This is a genomic window from Comamonas trifloxystrobinivorans (assembly GCF_043359985.1).
GTDB classification, from domain to species: domain Bacteria; phylum Pseudomonadota; class Gammaproteobacteria; order Burkholderiales; family Burkholderiaceae_C; genus Comamonas; species Comamonas trifloxystrobinivorans.
The window spans coordinates 135726-150213 of sequence record NZ_JBHZGV010000011.1 but is presented as its reverse complement, the minus strand read 5'-3'; the positions used below and the strand labels follow the sequence as shown (position 1 = coordinate 150213).

The following is a 14488-nucleotide window of genomic DNA, read 5'->3' as shown; positions in this document are numbered from 1 at the left end:
GGCAACGTAGCGGTTCCTCGGGCGCTTCGGCAGCCAGTCAACTCTCAAGCCATACCCCCAAAACCCGCATAATCCTCTCTCCAGCAATCTCCGCACGGCCCGCACCAGCCAACGCAGAGCGCCGCAGCAACCCGCCCATCCACCCACCCCCATCTCCCGTGCTTCCGCAAAAACGCCAAGGATTCATCCTGACTCGCAATTGGCGAGACACGCCGGCTGGTACGGAGTTGGAGTACTGGTTGGCGACGGATGCTGGGCCGCTGAAAGTGTTGTTGACGGGGCAGACATCGGTCGCGTTTGTGGAGGCGCGGCACAAAGTGGCGGTGCAAACGCAATTGCTGGCCTTGGCTGGGGTGGAGCTGCGTGAGCTGGGGCTGAAGAGCTTTCAGCAGCAAGCGGTATTGGGCGTTTACGCCAAGCAGTTTCGGCACATGGGGCGCTTGGCGCGCTCGCTCAAGCAAGTAGGCATATCGTTGCTGGAGGCCGATGTGCGCCCGCACGAGCGCTACTTGATGGAGCGCTTTATCACCGCAGGCGTGCAGCTGGAAGGAGGGCGGGCCGACAACGCGACGCTGCTCGATTGCAAGCTGCTGCCGGCGCCTGACTACCGGCCTGCGCTGAAAGTGGTTTCGCTGGATATCGAGACCAGCCAGTTCCAAGACCTGTACTCCATCGCGCTGGACGGTTTGCCCGAGCGCGTGGTTTACATGCTGGGCGAGGCGCCTGCCGAGCCGGCGCCGCCCGCCGGATTTGCGCTGGTTTATTGCGCCACGCGCAAGGCCCTGATCGACCAGCTCAACGACTGGTTTGCGCGCAACGATCCGGACATCATCATTGGCTGGAACGTCATCCAGTTTGACCTGCGCGTGCTGCAAAAAACCGCCGACGCCTGCGAAACACCGCTGCTCTTGGGGCGCGAGCGCACGCCCATCAAATGGCGCGCCCACCCTGGCAAGCAAGACTACTGGTTTGCGCCCATGCCTGGCCGTGCGGTGATCGACGGCATCGAGGCGCTGCGCGCTGCCGTCTGGAGCTTCCCCTCGTTCAGCCTGGAGAACGTCTCGCAAGAGCTGCTGGGCGAGGGCAAAGCCATTGGCGACGAATACGACAAAATGGCCGAGATCGAGAGGCGTTTTCAGCAAGACAAGCCCGCGCTGGCGCTGTACAACATACGCGATTGCGAGCTGGTCTTGCGCATTTTCGACAAAGCCAAACTGCTGCAATTTGCCATGGAGCGCGCCCACACCACGGGCCTGCAGATCGACCACTTTGGCGGCTCCATCGCCGCCTTCAGCCACCACTACCTGCCGCGCATGCACCGCCTGGGCTACGTTGCGCCCAACGTGGGCGATGTGCAAGGCAAATCGTCGCCCGGCGGCTATGTGATGGATTCCAAGCCTGGCTTCTACGACTCAGTAGTGGTGCTGGATTACAAAAGCCTGTACCCATCCATCATCCGCACCTTTTTGGTAGACCCGGTGGGCCTGGCCGAAGGCCAGCACGCCAGCCACCCCGAGCAGCAAATACAAGGCCCGGGCGGCACGCTCTTCTCGCGCCAAAAGCACTGCTTGCCCGCCATTGTCACCACGCTCTGGCAGGCCCGCGACGAGGCCAAACGCTCCAAAAACGAGCCGCTATCGCAAGCGTTGAAACTGGTGATGAACTCGTTCGCTGGCGTGCTGGGCGCCACCGAATGCCGCTTCTTCAACCCGGCCTTGATATCGGCCATCACCTTGCGCGGCCACGAAATGGTCAAGCTCACCCGCAAGCTGGTGGAGAAGCGCGGCTACGAGGTGATCTACGGCGACACGGACTCGATCTTCATCTGGCTCAAACGCACCCACAGCAACCAAGAGGCGCATGCCGTGGCTGCCGAGCTGGCTGCCGAGATCAACACCTGGTGGGCGCAAACCTTGCGCCAAGAGCAGGGCCTGGAGAGCTTTCTGGAAATTGAGTTTGACACGCACTACAAAAAGTTCTTCATGCCCACCATCCGTGGCTCAGACGTGGGCAGCAAAAAACGCTACGCCGGCCTGAGCGTAGACCTGGCGGGCAACGAAGCCATGGTCTACCGCGGCCTGGAAATGGCGCGCAGCGACTGGACGCCGCTGGCCCGCCAGTTCCAGGAAGGCTTGCTATCGCGCGTGTTCCAAGGCCTGCCTTACCGCGACTTTGTGGTGGACTATGCGCAGGCCACGCTGGCTGGGCAAAAAGACGATCTGCTTATCTACCGCAAGCGCCTGCGCAGCCGCCTCGACGCTTACGTGGCCAACGTGCCGCCCCAAGTGCGCGCCGCCCGCATTGCCGACGATTACAACCAGCGCATGGCACGCCCCCTGCAATACCAAAACGGCGGCTGGATCCGCTACATCATCACCAAAAACGGCCCCGAGCCGTTGGAAGCGCTGCACTCGCGCATCGACTACGAGCACTACCTGAGCAAGCAACTGCAACCCATTGCCGATTCCATCCTGCTACCGCTGGGCGAAAGCTTTGCCGGGCTGACTTCGGTGCAGGGGGAGTTGTTTTAGCGTTTCTACAGCTCTTTCTAGAATCTTTCTGCACGCTGTATTCAGCGGCAGAGATTCGTCCGCAAACCGAATAGGGTGCAAGGATGTTTGGGAATGAGGTCTGTATTGGAGCCGGCAGAAAATTTGGCTGTTTCTGCTGCGGCAGTTGTTCGGTTAAACCGAACAACTGAAGGCTTAGGCCGTACAGCATCCTCAACGATGTGAAAGTTGTACTTGCTGATTGAGTATCAGGCCTTCTCAGACCGCTTGGGGCCTTGGCTGCAGCTGCTCGGCGTCCTCAACTTGCTAGATCAAGAACCAGCTCATTTCAGATTCCCCAAACGATCCGCCGCATCCCGTAATTTCTCCAGAGCCTCGGTCGCACCTGCAATAGATTGCTCGGTGGAGCCGGGCGCATCCTCAGGTGCTGCGCGCAAGCCTGCAGCGATTGCATTCTGCAGTGCACGGAATGTGCCGCTATTTTTTGCCTTGGGTAGCTCGCTTTCGAGGAGTTCACAGGCAACGTCTGCCAGCCGCAGGCTGGCGTGCTGGAGTGTCAACTGGGCATTCAGTACGGGCTGCGGTGCTTTATCTGCTTGGTCTGAAGCCTCGCCAGAAAAACTGGCTTCCAGGCGGTTGACTACCTCGGCGTTCATGCTGCGGCCGCTATCACGGGCAGCAGTTTCAATCTTCTCTCGCAATTCTGGAAGCATGCGCAGCCCAAATGGCGCTATTTGCCCTGTTGGAGCAGTTGTTGTATTTGGTGCTTTTGCCATAGTTACGCAGTGTAGTTAAAAAGGGGCTTGCGCTCTATAACTACGCGGCGTTATTATGAATACGCCGCGTAGTCATTTGGTGGGAAGTAGGAGAGTTGCTGGAGCCATGCCGCTCTCAGGAAGGCAGGTCCAGAACCCTTCTTCTTTGTCCTCGGAAGGCTGCGCGGGACAGCGTGCAATAAGTAGTTAGTCAATCCAACCAACCCAGGAGATAAGCCATGCCATGCAGCCACCTTTTCAATATGCACATGGCCGCCAGGCGCAGTGCAGACTGCGGCGTAGAGGACGATGTGCGTTTGTACCATCACCAGGCGGTCAACCTGTTCCGCAGCTTGCGCGGCATCAACGCTGTGCTAGCAGTTTTGTCTGCAGAGACGGGCGAGGATTTCAGCGACGATGCCATGGAGTTGGGCGACTATTTGCGCGGCGGCCTGGTCGAGGCGGCGGCCATGCTGACGGAAGGGGCGCTGGTGCAGTTTGAGCATGCGCAGAAGAACCCTGTGGGCCCGGATTTGGGCGGAATTGAGATCAGCTGAGCTCTTAGTGCTGCCCTGTGCGCGCAAAGCGCCCTGGGGCGGCAGGCTATTTTTTGGGGAGCTCAACCCCGGCTTCCAACAGCAAGGCTTTGAGCCGCTGGGCCAGCACTTCCAGATCGGCTGGGGCGGTGGTGGTGATTGCGTGCTTCTGGGCTATAGCGCTTATCACCTGGTGGGTTTGGGCCAGGCTCAGCAGGGCGTCTTGCAGATACTCGTTCAACTCTTTGCCTTGCGCACGCGCTATGGCCTGGAGCTGGGTGCGAACGTCGCCGCCCACGCCAATGCTGATGTCCGCACCGTTGTCGGGCCGTGGCAGCACGCGCACTTTAAGTTGTGCGCGCTCGCTGGGAGTGCGCAGGTCGACGCCTCTGGGGCGGCTGCTGGCCGAAGGCTCTTCCAAGCCGGCCGAGAGCCAGGCGGCAGAAACCTCCAGCGCATCGGCCAACCTTTTGAGCACGGCGCGCCGTGGCACGGCTTTGCCGTTTTCGTAACGCGCAAGCTGGGTGGGGGCCATGTCGCAATGGCGCGCCAACTGGGTTTGCGTCAGCCCCGCTTGCTCACGGGTGGCGATGAGTCTGTCTTGGAAGGTTTGCATCTCAGTTTGACCCAGAGCAGAACAATGGTGTCGAAATATAGTTCAAATAGTACATAGAGTTCATTAAGTACCAGAGTGTACGGAGAGGGATTGCATGGAAGGAGAGCTTTTGCAGGCGCCGCCGCTTGCCAGCCACCGGCGGTGTGCCGCCTTTGGGCACCGGGTGCACCAGGGCGGCACGGTGGTTGACAGGGCTGCAGCCCGCATTGCCGCAGGGGTGCGCGCATCTGCAGCGCCTCAGCCTAACAAAACCATGGAGGTAGGCAATGACTACGAGCCAGCCCTTTGATCTACCTGCGGCAGCGCGGCGCCATGCCTGCTGCGGCGTGCATGGCGATGTGTATTTGCGCCGGCACGAGGCGGCCAGCCTGATCCGGAGTTTGCGCGGCATTGACGCAATTGCCGAGGTGCTTTCGGTGGAGTCAGACGATCCCGGCAAGCAAGACGCCGTTGCACTGGGCGGCTTTCTGCGCGGCGGGCTGATAGATGCTATTGCCATGCTGACAGCCTGCGCGCTGGAGCACGTGGAGCGCGACTTGGAGAGGCAGGCCAAAGCAGCGCGGTCGTAGCCCTTAGTTTTTCCGCTGGCCTTTTTGCTGCGCCCAGGCCGCGGCCTGCAGCCATCTCATCTTGAACGGCGCCACCAGCCAGCCAGGTGCGCCGAAACCTTGTCTCGATTCTCTTGTGGTGCATGCGTTGCACGGTTTCAGAAAGGAAGGGCTATGAAGGAAGATTTCCTCAAGGTTTCGGCTGCAGTGGGCGCTGCTTTGGCGGGGAGTGCGCAGCTGGGCGTGCAGTTCAGCCGCAGGCAGGTGTTGCTCTCGGCCGCTGCCGCAGGTACAGGCTTGGTCAGCTCGCCTGCAATGGCCAAAGCTTTTCCCAGCAAGATGGTGCGAATCGTAGTGCCGTACGCGCCGGGCGGCGCAACCGATGTGGCTGCACGCATGGTGGCGGTCAAGCTGAACGATATTTGGGGCCAGCCCGTGGTGGTAGATAACGTTACCGGGGCCAGCGGCATTTTGGGCGCGCAGACCGTGCTGCGCCAACCGCCCGATGGCTATACGCTGATGGTGACAGTAGCCAACACGCAGGCCATCATGCCGCACATTCAGCGCATGCCGTTCGATCCGCTGCGCGATTTCAGCAGCGTAACGCTGTTGGCGCGGGCGCAATCGGGTTTGATGGTGCGCGGTGATATGCCGGTAAAAACGCTAGCCGATCTGTTTGCTTACGCCCGCGCCCTGAAGGCGCCGTTGCCCATTGGCGATTGGGGCCTGGGCTCTTCCGGGCATTTGCTGGCGGCCGGCCTGGCGGTAGACGAGAAGTTTGAGGTTACGCATATCCACTACCGTGGCGTAGCGCCAGCTTTGCAAGCAGTGTTGGCGGGGGAGATCAGCGTAAGCGCTGCCGATGTTGCATCAGTCTTTCCGCACCTGCGGGCCGGATCGGTGCGCTTCTTGGGGCTCAACGGCATGGCCCGCCACCCGGAGCTTAAGGACACGCCCACGTTCAACGAATCGGGCATTGCCGACCACGACAACTACGCCTGGGTAGGCGTTTTTGCCCCCGCCAAGACGCCTTTGGAGCTGCGGGAGGCCATTGCCGCTGCCATTCAAAAAGTATGCTTGGCTCCCGAGATGCAGCCCCAGTTTCTGGACCGCGGCTTTATCACCGCCCGCTCCGGCCCCGCAGCCTTCGAAGCCGAGTGGCGCGAGACCTATGAGCGCTTTGGCAATTTGGTAAGAAAGACGGGCGTCAAGGCGGATGCTTGATGTTGGGCGTGGCCAAGCGCGGAACTTGGGTTGGCTGAAGCGGTTTGGCGCAGCGTAGCCCGTAGCTGATGCACATAGTCAGCTAATCTAGGCGGCTTTGGTGGCAGCCACCGAGTCAACGTTTAAGCCGTCCAGTACGCTCAACGACGACAAGATCAAGGCCGAGCAGGTCCAGCAGATGGATCACTTTGTCGAGCTGAACCGTCCCTTTCCCGCGCTCCAGCTCCCCAACAAAGCGAAGCCCAATGTCCCCCAACCCGGCAATGTCTGCTTGCGTCAGTTTCTGGGCCTTGCGCCGCTGCTTTGCCAGCTTGCCCAGATCGGTCGCCGACTGTATATGCCCGCTCAGGAGTGGTTCGGAGTCCATAAAACGAAGAAAAAGTTCCCTATCGGGAATATTTTAGGGGAAACAGCCTTGTTTTAGGCGAATAATTCCCGATCGGGAATGATTGCTGACGGATACCCCGCAAAAGCAGCCTGGCTAGCCAGCAGCGGCAAGATTTGAAGCTTGCTGTGTCAGTGTTGTTGACGCGCTGCGGGTCCACTATCAAGAGCGTACTGCATGCGTTGCGCGCCAGCTTCTCTTGAGCCGCGCCTCAGCAATACTGCCGAGCCAGGGTGGCCTGCGTTCTGGGGCTGTTACGCAAGTAGTTTTTGTTGAGCAGCTCGGCATGAAATGGTATGAACTTGGCACGTGCGCTGGGCCGCCAGAGTTTCGTCCATGCATGCAGGTGCTGGCGCTAAAGCCTGGTGCCTGCTGACTGGCCCATGCAGTTGAAGCGTCTCCAAAAGCGTGGAGTAACTTGTGCCCGTGTCAGCTTCTCCGCCACCGCCACAGCAACCGCCTGTGGCGCAGCAGGCATCAAGCCTTTCTCACAAACTCCGATTTCAGTTGCATGCTGCCAACGCCGTCGATCCGGCAGTCAATATCGTGGTCGCCGCCAATGAGCTTGATGTTTTTCACCTTGGTGCCCACCTTTACCACTTGCGAAGAGCCTTTGATTTTGAGGTCCTTCACCACCGTCACCGTGTCTCCGTCTTGCAGCACATTGCCTACCGCATCTTTGGTAACTTGCGCTTCTTCCTCTGGCTCCTCCACAGGCTGAGCGCTCCATTCGTGGGCGCATTCAGGGCAGATCAGCAGCGGGCCATCGGCATAGACAAACTCGGATTGGCATTGAGTGCAAGGGGGAAGCGTAGATACCATGAAATTTTCTTTACGGGTAAGTTGGGAAAATTTCATTCTATGGGTGTGCCTGTAGCGTGCTCGTAGCTATATCCGTGCAGGTGGGTGCGGATCAATGTACAGCTAATAGGGTTTGCTATAGGTTTTGCTGCAGCTTTTTAACCTGTTAAAGCAGTTTGATTGCGGTCAGTTGAGCCCCAGTAAGGAAAGGGCGGGCATCGAGATTTTTGGAAAGGTTGCAACGTTCTCAGCAAAGAGCTTCGTAGACTGCTCTTTGCTAGGTAACGGAGGGCATCACTTGGGTGATGATCTGGTTTTTGACATTACCAAATTTTGTCGATGGAACCGCTGTGGTGATTCGCCTCAAGCCTGGCTTTGCAGGTAGTTGGCCAGGCCGAGTTTGTCGATCAGGCCCAGTTGCTTTTCCAACCAGTAGGCATGGTCGGTTTCGGTGTCGGCCAGCTGGGCCAGCAAAATGTCGCGGCTGACGTAATCGCGGTGCTGCTCACACAACGCCATGCCTTTTTGCAAGGCGGCACGCACTTCGTATTCGGTGTCCAGGTCTTTGCGCAGCATCTCGGGCACGGTCTCGCCGGGCGTGAAGGCTTTGGGGCGCATGTCGGGCCGGCCGCCCAGCATCAGAATGCGGCGCAGCAGCGCGTCGGCGTGCTGGGTTTCTTCCTGCATCTCGTGGTCGAGGCGGGTGTAGAGCTTGGTAAAGCCCTGGTCTTCGTAGGTGCGCGAGTGCACAAAATACTGGTCGCGGGCGGCCAGCTCGCCCTGGAGCAGTTCTTTGAGGTAGCTGACAACTTCTGGATGGCCTTGCATAGCGGGAGGGGCAGATTGCGCGTGGATGGGAAAACCAAGCAGTATGCAGGCTTTGCGGCGGGCTTTCCAGCAAGTGCCGGGATTGTTGAGCGCTGGCGCTGGCGCTGCAAGCCGTAGGCAGAGGCATTCGCATTCCGGTTGGTGTTGGCCGTGCATGCCGGGCTCGCAGCGGGCTTGTCAAGCAAAGCGCAAGCTGATCGGGCTCGCAGCGGGCTTGTCAAGCAAAGCGCAAGCTGATGCTGCCCATGCCTTGCACGCGCAGACAAACGTTGTCGCCAGCTGCCACGGCCACGGCTTCGGTGATTCCGCCCGAGAGGATGACCGCGCCCGCCGCAATGGCCTGCCCGCGTTGGGCCAGGTGGTTGGCAAGCATGGCGACGGCGGTTGCTGGGTGGCCCAGCACAGCGGCGCCTGCGCCCAGCGCTACCGGTGTTCCGTTTCTCTCCAGCACCAGGCCCACGGTGCGCAGATCTACCGCCTCCGGCCGCAGCGGCTGCCCGCCCACGGCAAAGCGGGCTGCGGAGGTGTTGTCGGCGAGCACGCTTTTCAGGTCGAACTTGAAATCGCGGTAGCGGCTGTCGATGACCTCAATGCCTGGCAGCACAAAATCGGTGGCGGCCAGTACGTGGGCTATGGTGCAGCCCGGGCCTTGGAGAGGGTGCTTGAGCACGAAGGCTATCTCGGGCTCTACCTTGGGGTGGATGAGCTCGGCCACCTGCACGGTGCCGCCTTCTGGCACGCTGAAGTAATCAGCCAGAAAGCCGAAGACGGGCGAGGCCACGCCCATTTGCTGCATTTTGGCGTGCGAGGTGAGGCCTGCTTTGTAGCCGATGATGCGGACTCCACGCGCCAGCTTGCGCTCGCGAATGCGGTCTTGAATGGCGTAGGCATCGTCCCAATCCATGTCGGGGTGCTCGTCGGTGATTTTGAGCGTGTCGTGGGCCTGCAGCTCGCAGTTTTCCAGGTGTTCTGCGAGTTGCTCAATGCTGTTGCTGGCCAGTGCCATGGTGGGTTTTCCTTTCTGCGCTTCGGTGTTTCTGTGCTTCTGCGCTTCTGCGCTCAAGCGGGTTCAGACCAGGCGCAGCGAGCAATGGCCGATGCCGCCGATGCTCAGGCGCAGGTGGTCGCCGGCTTGCACCGGCACCATGGCGGCAAGCGACCCGGAGAGCACCACTTCGCCTGCTTCCAGTGCAATGCCGTGCATGCCCAGCGTATTGGCCAGCCAGGCCACGGCGTTGGCCGGATGGCCCAGCGCTGCAGCACCTGCACCGGTGGCGACGATTTCTCCGTTTTTCTCTAGCACCATGCCGCAGGTGCCCAGGTCGACGCTGCGCGGGTCGACCAGCCGATCGCCCAGCACAAATGCGCCACAACTGGCGTTGTCGGCCACCGTGTCTTCGATCTGGATCTGCCAATCGCGGATGCGCGAGTCGACGATCTCAAAGCAGGCCATCACGCCTTCGGTGGCGGCCAGCACCTGGGCCGCGCTGACGCCCGGGCCCTGGAGCTTTTGCTTGAGCACAAAGGCAATTTCGCCTTCAGCCTTGGGTTGGATGAGGCGGTTGGCGGGCACGGGCTCGCCCTCGTTGTAGGCCATGTCATCGGTGAGCCAGCCAAAATCGGGCTGGAACACGCCGAGCATGTCCATCACGGCTTGCGAGGTGACGCCGATTTTCTTGCCGATTACGCGCTCGCCTGCTGCCAGCCGGCGCGCCAACAGGTGTTGCTGGATGGCGTAGGCATCGTCAATGCTGATGGCCGGGTAGCGCTTGCTCAGCGGCTCTACCACCTGGCGCTGGGCGAGGGCGCGGTAGAGCTCATCGCCCAGTTGTTGTAAGGGCAGGGCGCTGCTCATGGCTGGGCGCTTGGGGCTGGAGGTTTCCTCAAAGCTTGATGCAGACATTTTTCAGCTCCGTGTAGAACTCCAGCGAATGCACGCCGCCTTCGCGCCCTATGCCCGATTGCTTGGCGCCGCCGAAAGGCGTGCGCAGGTCGCGCAAAAACCAGCTGTTGACCCAGGAGGTGCCGACGTTCATGCGTTGCGCCACGCGGTGTGCACGGGCCACATCGCTGGTCCAGATAGCGCAGGCCAGGCCGTAGACGTTGTCGTTGGCTTTGGCGAGCACTTCTTCCTCGCTGTCAAAAGGCATGATGTGGCAGCAGGGGCCGAAAATTTCCTCTTTCAGCACGCGTGCGTTGTCGCTCAGTCCCGTCCATATGGTGGGCTGGATCCACGAGCCTCCCGCATACCTGGCGCCCATCTCGGGCACGCCGCCGCCAGTGACGACGGTGGCACCTTCTTCGACGGCGAGCCGGTAGTAGGAGAGCACTTTGTCCTGGTGCTCTTTGCTGATGAGCGGGCCGAGGCGGGTGTCGATGTCTTCGGGGATACCGATCTTCCAGCCCTCAACCTGCTGCTTCAGTGTGGCTACAAAGCGCTCGAAAATCGGGCGCTCCACATACACGCGCTCAGTGCCCAGGCACACCTGGCCGCTGTTGACGAAGGCCGAGCGCAGCGTGCCTTCAATGGCGGCGTCGAAATCGCAATCGGCAAATACGAGTGCCGCGTTTTTGCCGCCCATTTCCATGCTGACCGGGCGCGCGCCTTGGGCGGCGGCCTTCATGATGGCCTCGCCCGTGCGGGTTTCGCCGGTGAAGGTGATCGCATCCACGCCGGGGTGGGTGGTGACGAACTCGCCTGCCGATTCCGGCCCGAAGCCGTGCACCACGTTGTAGACGCCGGGCGGAATGCCTACCGCGTTCATGACTTCGCCGAGCAAGGCGGCCGTTTGCGGCGTTTCTTCCGAGGGTTTGACCACCACGGTGTCGCCACAGGCGAGCGCGGGGCCGATCTTCCAGGTCATCAGCAGCAGGGGAAGGTTCCAGGGGCAGACCACGCCGACCACGCCCACCGGGGTGCGGTAGCCGTAGTTGATGGCGCCACGGCCATCGGGGGTCTGCATCTCGAAGAATTCGGTGGGCACGTTTTTCACCACGTCGGCGAAGATTTTGAAGTTGGCCGCGCCGCGCGGTATGTCGATATGGCTGGCCAGGCTGCGGGGCTTGCCGGTGTCTTCGCATTCAGCGGCGAGAAACTCTTCAAAGCGCTGGTTGATGCCGTCGGCCAGCGCGTACAACCTGTCCACGCGTTCGGCCAGCGGCATGCGCGACCAGGGGCCGTTCAGGGCGGCCCGGGCGGCGGCTACGGCGGCGTCTACCTGGGCGTGGTCGGCCTCGTGCACCTTGGCGATGACTTCGCCCGTCAAGGGCGAGCGCTTGTCGAAGCAGCGGCTGGACGCGACGTATTCGCCGTTGATGAAGTTTTTGATTTCTTTCATGGGGTGTTGCTCTTTCGGGTGGATCACGGGGCCAGGCCCAGCTCTTGCAGGCCGGCCAGCGCAATTTCGCTGTCTTGCGCCTCGCTGCCGCCGGAGACGCCTATGCCGCCAATGCATTCACCTTGCTCGACAATGGGCAGCCCGCCGCCAAACGCCACAAAACGAGGGCGCTGCAGCAGGCCAGTGCGCACCGCTGGGCTGTGGCTTTGCAAGGCGGCCTGCCAGTCGCCGGTAGCCAAGCCAAAGCTGGCGGCGGTGTAGGCTTTGTCGATGGCAATCTCGACCGAGTGCAGCGGCGCGCCCGCCATGCGTGCAAAGGCTGCGGGCAAGCCCGCCGCATCGACCACCGAGACGTTCACGCGCACCTGCAATTGCGTGGCGTGCCAGATGGCGGCTTGCACGGCGCGCAGCGCGGCAGGCGCATCAATCACTCTTTGGGCGGCGCTGCACAGGCCAATTTCTGCTGAGGTTGGGGGCATGGTGGACTCCTTGTCGTTCAGGTGTAGACCTCGGTGAACGAGGGCACCAGGTAGCCGGTGTGGTAGAAGATGCCGCTGCCCAGCATGTCTTCGGTCCAGGTAGTGATCGGGCGGTCGCGCTGGGCCAGGTAGCCCATGCCGGCAAAGGTTTCGTTGCGGTTGCCGCTGGGGTCGAAGAAGTAGATGGTTTCGCCGCGGGTGATGCCGTGGCGTGTGGGCGAGACGTCGATGCGCACCTTGTTCTTGGCCATCACGTCGGCGGACTTGAGCACGTCGTGCCAGGAGTCGAGGAAAAAGGCCACATGGTGCAGGCCGCTGCGTGGGCCGCCAACAAAGGCAATGTCGTGCGGTTTGGTGGTGGTGGCCATCCAGGTGGCGAGTTGGCGGTCGCCTTCCGGCCCGAAGAGCACTTGCTCGGTCAGGTAGAAGTCGAGGCATTCGCGCATGAAGCGGGTGTTGTCCTCGACGGTGTTGGTGCCGGTTTCGGGGTTGATCTCGCACATCAGCAAGGCGTGGTCCAGCCAGTGCACGCCTGAGCCGCGCAGGTCGTCGGGCCACGGGTCGGGGTTGGTGCTGCCTACATCGGTGCCGACCAGCTCTTTGCTCGCATACAGGCGGAAATCATGGCCGCTGGGCAGCTGAAACTGCAGCATGCGGCCCGTGGCCGGCAGCGTATCTGCGGGCAGAAACCGGGTGCTGATGCCCCAGGCTTCGACGCGTTTTTGCAGCTCGTCCAGATCGCTGTCCTGCTCTACCTTGAAGGCGATATGGTTCAGACCAGCCCGGTCGCTCTCGGTCAGGATGAGCGAGAACTTGTCCCACTCGTCCCAGCATTTGAGGTAGACCTGACCGGCATCGTCCCGCAGGACGGTTTTCAGGCCCAGTACTTTTTCGTAGTGGTGCAAGGCGGCCGCCATGTCCATCACTCTGAGGTTGACGTGTCCTATGCGCAGTACTCTCATGGTTTGTCTCCGGGTTGTTGTTGGTGGGCCGCGGCTGCTGGTGCAGGCTCTGCGGCCACCGGGGGGCCAAAGCTGTTGCAGCTTTGGGAAAAGGGTTTGCTCAGCCGGGCGCACACCTGCAGCTGCACCGCGCCTGCGGGGGCTGTGCGACAGGCCAAGGTGTAGCCCTGGCTTTGCTCGCTGGCGCTGACATGGGCACGGCTGACCGGGCCGAGCGCAGTGACCGGGCCGCTGAGAATGCGCACCTTGCACACGCCGCAGCCACCATTGGTGCAGCCGGCAGGAATGCCTTTGCGACCCAGGCGCAACATGCCCTGGAGCAGGCTTTCGTTGTTGCGGCAGTCGTAGCGCTCGCCCGATGGCGTGACGCAGACGCTGTGGACCGGGCTGGTTGGTGGTTTCAGCATGGGCGGACTCGCAGCGTTAAAGGCGTTTGAAAAGCGGGCTGCGCGGGCCTTGCACATCGGCGGCAGAGAGGAACTGCTCGGTGTAGATGTCGCGCTCGAACAGGCGGCCTTGCATCAGCGTGGCAATGCAGGCTTCCACCATGGGCGGCGGGCCGCACAAATAGGCTTTGTGGCCGGAGAAGTTGCCGCCAAAGTGCTGGCGCGCCACTTCGTGGACCCAGCCGTGCGCGCCGTCCCAGCTGCTGCAATCGGCGTCGTCCGAGAGTGCTGGCACATAGTGGAAACGCGGGTGCTGCGCGGCCAGGGCTTGCAGCTCCTGGTGGTAGTAAAGCTCTTGGCGTTTGCGCTGGCCGTAGACCAGGGTGATGGCTTCGGTGGCTTGGCGTGCCAGCAGATCCTGCAACATGGCGTAGATGCTCGACAAGCCCGAGCCGCCAGCCATCAAGATGACGGGCAGCGCTGCCGAGTGGCGCACAAAGAAACGCCCATATGGCCCGGCGAGGACCAGCTTGTCGCCCGCTTGCAGCTGCTGGTGCAGCCAGCTGGTGCCAGCGCCGCCGGGTACAAGGCGCACGTGGAGCTCAATGTGCTGGGCCAGACCTTCTGCGTTGGGCGCATTGGCGGCTGAGAATGCGCGGCTTTGCCCCAGGCCGGGAATCTGCAGCTGCACGTACTGACCAGCCTGGTAGCGCATGGGCTGGTCCAGCTCCAGTTGCAAGGCTTTGATGCTGGGCGTGAGCGAGTCAATGCGCGTGACCGTGGCCTGAAAATCGCGTACCGGGATCAGCTGTGCATCGGGATCGTCGTCGATCTCGGCCTCGATCACGGTGTCTGCCTCCAGCGTGGCGCAGCAGGCGAGCGTCATGCCGTTGTCGCGTTCCATGTCCATCAAGGCGAACGGGTTCGCTGCACCGTGGTCCACTTCTCCTTCGCAGACCTGCACTTTGCAGGTGCCGCACAGACCATGGCCACAAGCGTGCGGCAGGTAGATGCCTTGGCGCAGGGCGGCGTCGAGCATGCTCTGACCGCTGGCCACTTCGATGGTGGCACCCAGCGGTTCGATGGTCAGTTGGTAGCTCATTGGCTGGGCTCCATTTGC

16 protein-coding genes and 1 pseudogene are annotated in these 14488 nt (G+C 61.5%); 5 read left to right on the top strand and 12 right to left on the bottom strand.

The window, feature by feature from the left end; translation table 11 throughout:
- Window positions 1–158 precede the first annotated feature (158 nt).
- Window positions 159–2531, top strand: a complete 2373-nt coding sequence (locus tag ACFIQF_RS15060) for a DNA polymerase II (protein WP_393944074.1) — start codon at window positions 159–161, stop codon at window positions 2529–2531.
- A gap of 302 nt (window positions 2532–2833) precedes the next feature.
- Here ACFIQF_RS15060 and ACFIQF_RS15055 read toward each other — a convergent pair whose 3' ends face one another.
- Window positions 2834–3286, bottom strand: a complete 453-nt coding sequence (locus tag ACFIQF_RS15055) for an Arc family DNA-binding protein (RefSeq protein ID WP_393944073.1) — start codon at window positions 3284–3286, stop codon at window positions 2834–2836.
- A gap of 218 nt (window positions 3287–3504) precedes the next feature.
- Here ACFIQF_RS15055 and ACFIQF_RS15050 point away from each other — a divergent pair, with 218 nt between their 5' ends.
- Window positions 3505–3822, top strand: a complete 318-nt coding sequence (locus ACFIQF_RS15050) for a hypothetical protein (RefSeq protein WP_393944071.1) — start codon at window positions 3505–3507, stop codon at window positions 3820–3822.
- Between the two features lie 46 nt (window positions 3823–3868).
- On the opposite strand, the gene ACFIQF_RS15045 is transcribed toward ACFIQF_RS15050, so the two are convergent.
- Window positions 3869–4417: a helix-turn-helix domain-containing protein gene (locus ACFIQF_RS15045; protein ID WP_393944070.1), complete on the bottom strand. Its 549-nt coding sequence runs from the start codon at window positions 4415–4417 to the stop codon at window positions 3869–3871.
- A gap of 266 nt (window positions 4418–4683) precedes the next feature.
- On the opposite strand from ACFIQF_RS15045, the gene ACFIQF_RS15040 reads away from it, so the two are divergent.
- The 3 genes from ACFIQF_RS15040 (at window position 4684) to ACFIQF_RS24615 (ending at window position 6613) form a co-directional block, all read left to right on the top strand.
- A complete protein-coding gene (locus ACFIQF_RS15040) occupies window positions 4684–4986 on the top strand; it encodes a hypothetical protein (protein WP_393944068.1) in 303 nt (100 codons plus the stop codon).
- Between the two features lie 153 nt (window positions 4987–5139).
- Entirely contained in the window at window positions 5140–6189 is a 1050-nt protein-coding gene (locus ACFIQF_RS15035) for a Bug family tripartite tricarboxylate transporter substrate binding protein (RefSeq protein WP_393944067.1), read from the top strand.
- 100 nt (window positions 6190–6289) lie between these two features.
- Window positions 6290–6613, top strand: coding sequence for a hypothetical protein (locus ACFIQF_RS24615; RefSeq protein WP_431193945.1), 324 nt, complete (start codon window positions 6290–6292; stop codon window positions 6611–6613).
- 76 nt (window positions 6614–6689) lie between these two features.
- Here the strand turns inward: ACFIQF_RS24615 and ACFIQF_RS15025 are convergent.
- From ACFIQF_RS15025 to ACFIQF_RS14980, 10 genes and pseudogenes are all read right to left on the bottom strand, one after another.
- A pseudogene (locus tag ACFIQF_RS15025) lies at window positions 6690–6785 on the bottom strand (IS5/IS1182 family transposase); the annotation flags it as partial.
- A 266-nt stretch (window positions 6786–7051) separates the two neighbouring features.
- Complete coding sequence (locus tag ACFIQF_RS15020) at window positions 7052–7432, bottom strand: zinc ribbon domain-containing protein YjdM (RefSeq protein ID WP_431193944.1); 381 nt, start codon at window positions 7430–7432, stop codon at window positions 7052–7054.
- A 306-nt stretch (window positions 7433–7738) separates the two neighbouring features.
- A complete protein-coding gene (gene bfr, locus ACFIQF_RS15015) occupies window positions 7739–8203 on the bottom strand; it encodes a bacterioferritin (RefSeq protein WP_393944063.1) in 465 nt (154 codons plus the stop codon).
- Window positions 8204–8420: 217 nt separating this feature from the next.
- Window positions 8421–9209: a 2-oxo-3-hexenedioate decarboxylase gene (gene dmpH, locus ACFIQF_RS15010; protein WP_393944061.1), complete on the bottom strand. Its 789-nt coding sequence runs from the start codon at window positions 9207–9209 to the stop codon at window positions 8421–8423.
- 63 nt (window positions 9210–9272) lie between these two features.
- On the bottom strand, window positions 9273–10058 hold the full coding sequence (dmpE, locus tag ACFIQF_RS15005; protein ID WP_393944190.1) for a 2-oxopent-4-enoate hydratase: 786 nt from the start codon (window positions 10056–10058) through the stop codon (window positions 9273–9275).
- Between the two features lie 28 nt (window positions 10059–10086).
- Window positions 10087–11541 (bottom strand): 2-hydroxymuconic semialdehyde dehydrogenase, encoded by a 1455-nt coding sequence (locus ACFIQF_RS15000; protein ID WP_393944059.1) that lies wholly within the window; start codon window positions 11539–11541, stop codon window positions 10087–10089.
- Between the two features lie 23 nt (window positions 11542–11564).
- A complete protein-coding gene (locus tag ACFIQF_RS14995; RefSeq protein WP_393944057.1) occupies window positions 11565–12020 on the bottom strand; it encodes a GlcG/HbpS family heme-binding protein in 456 nt (151 codons plus the stop codon).
- A gap of 17 nt (window positions 12021–12037) precedes the next feature.
- The gene (locus ACFIQF_RS14990) at window positions 12038–12982 is read right to left on the bottom strand and encodes a catechol 2,3-dioxygenase (protein ID WP_393944055.1); all 945 of its coding nucleotides are present in this window, start codon (window positions 12980–12982) and stop codon (window positions 12038–12040) included.
- Window positions 12979–13389 carry a 2Fe-2S iron-sulfur cluster-binding protein gene (locus tag ACFIQF_RS14985; RefSeq protein WP_393944053.1) on the bottom strand — a complete coding sequence of 137 codons (411 nt, stop codon included), beginning with the start codon at window positions 13387–13389 and terminating at the stop codon, window positions 12979–12981. Before ACFIQF_RS14985 ends, ACFIQF_RS14990 begins: the two co-directional genes overlap by 4 nt.
- A gap of 16 nt (window positions 13390–13405) precedes the next feature.
- On the bottom strand, window positions 13406–14470 hold the full coding sequence (locus ACFIQF_RS14980; protein ID WP_393944051.1) for an NADH:ubiquinone reductase (Na(+)-transporting) subunit F: 1065 nt from the start codon (window positions 14468–14470) through the stop codon (window positions 13406–13408).
- Window positions 14471–14488: the final 18 nt, after the last annotated feature.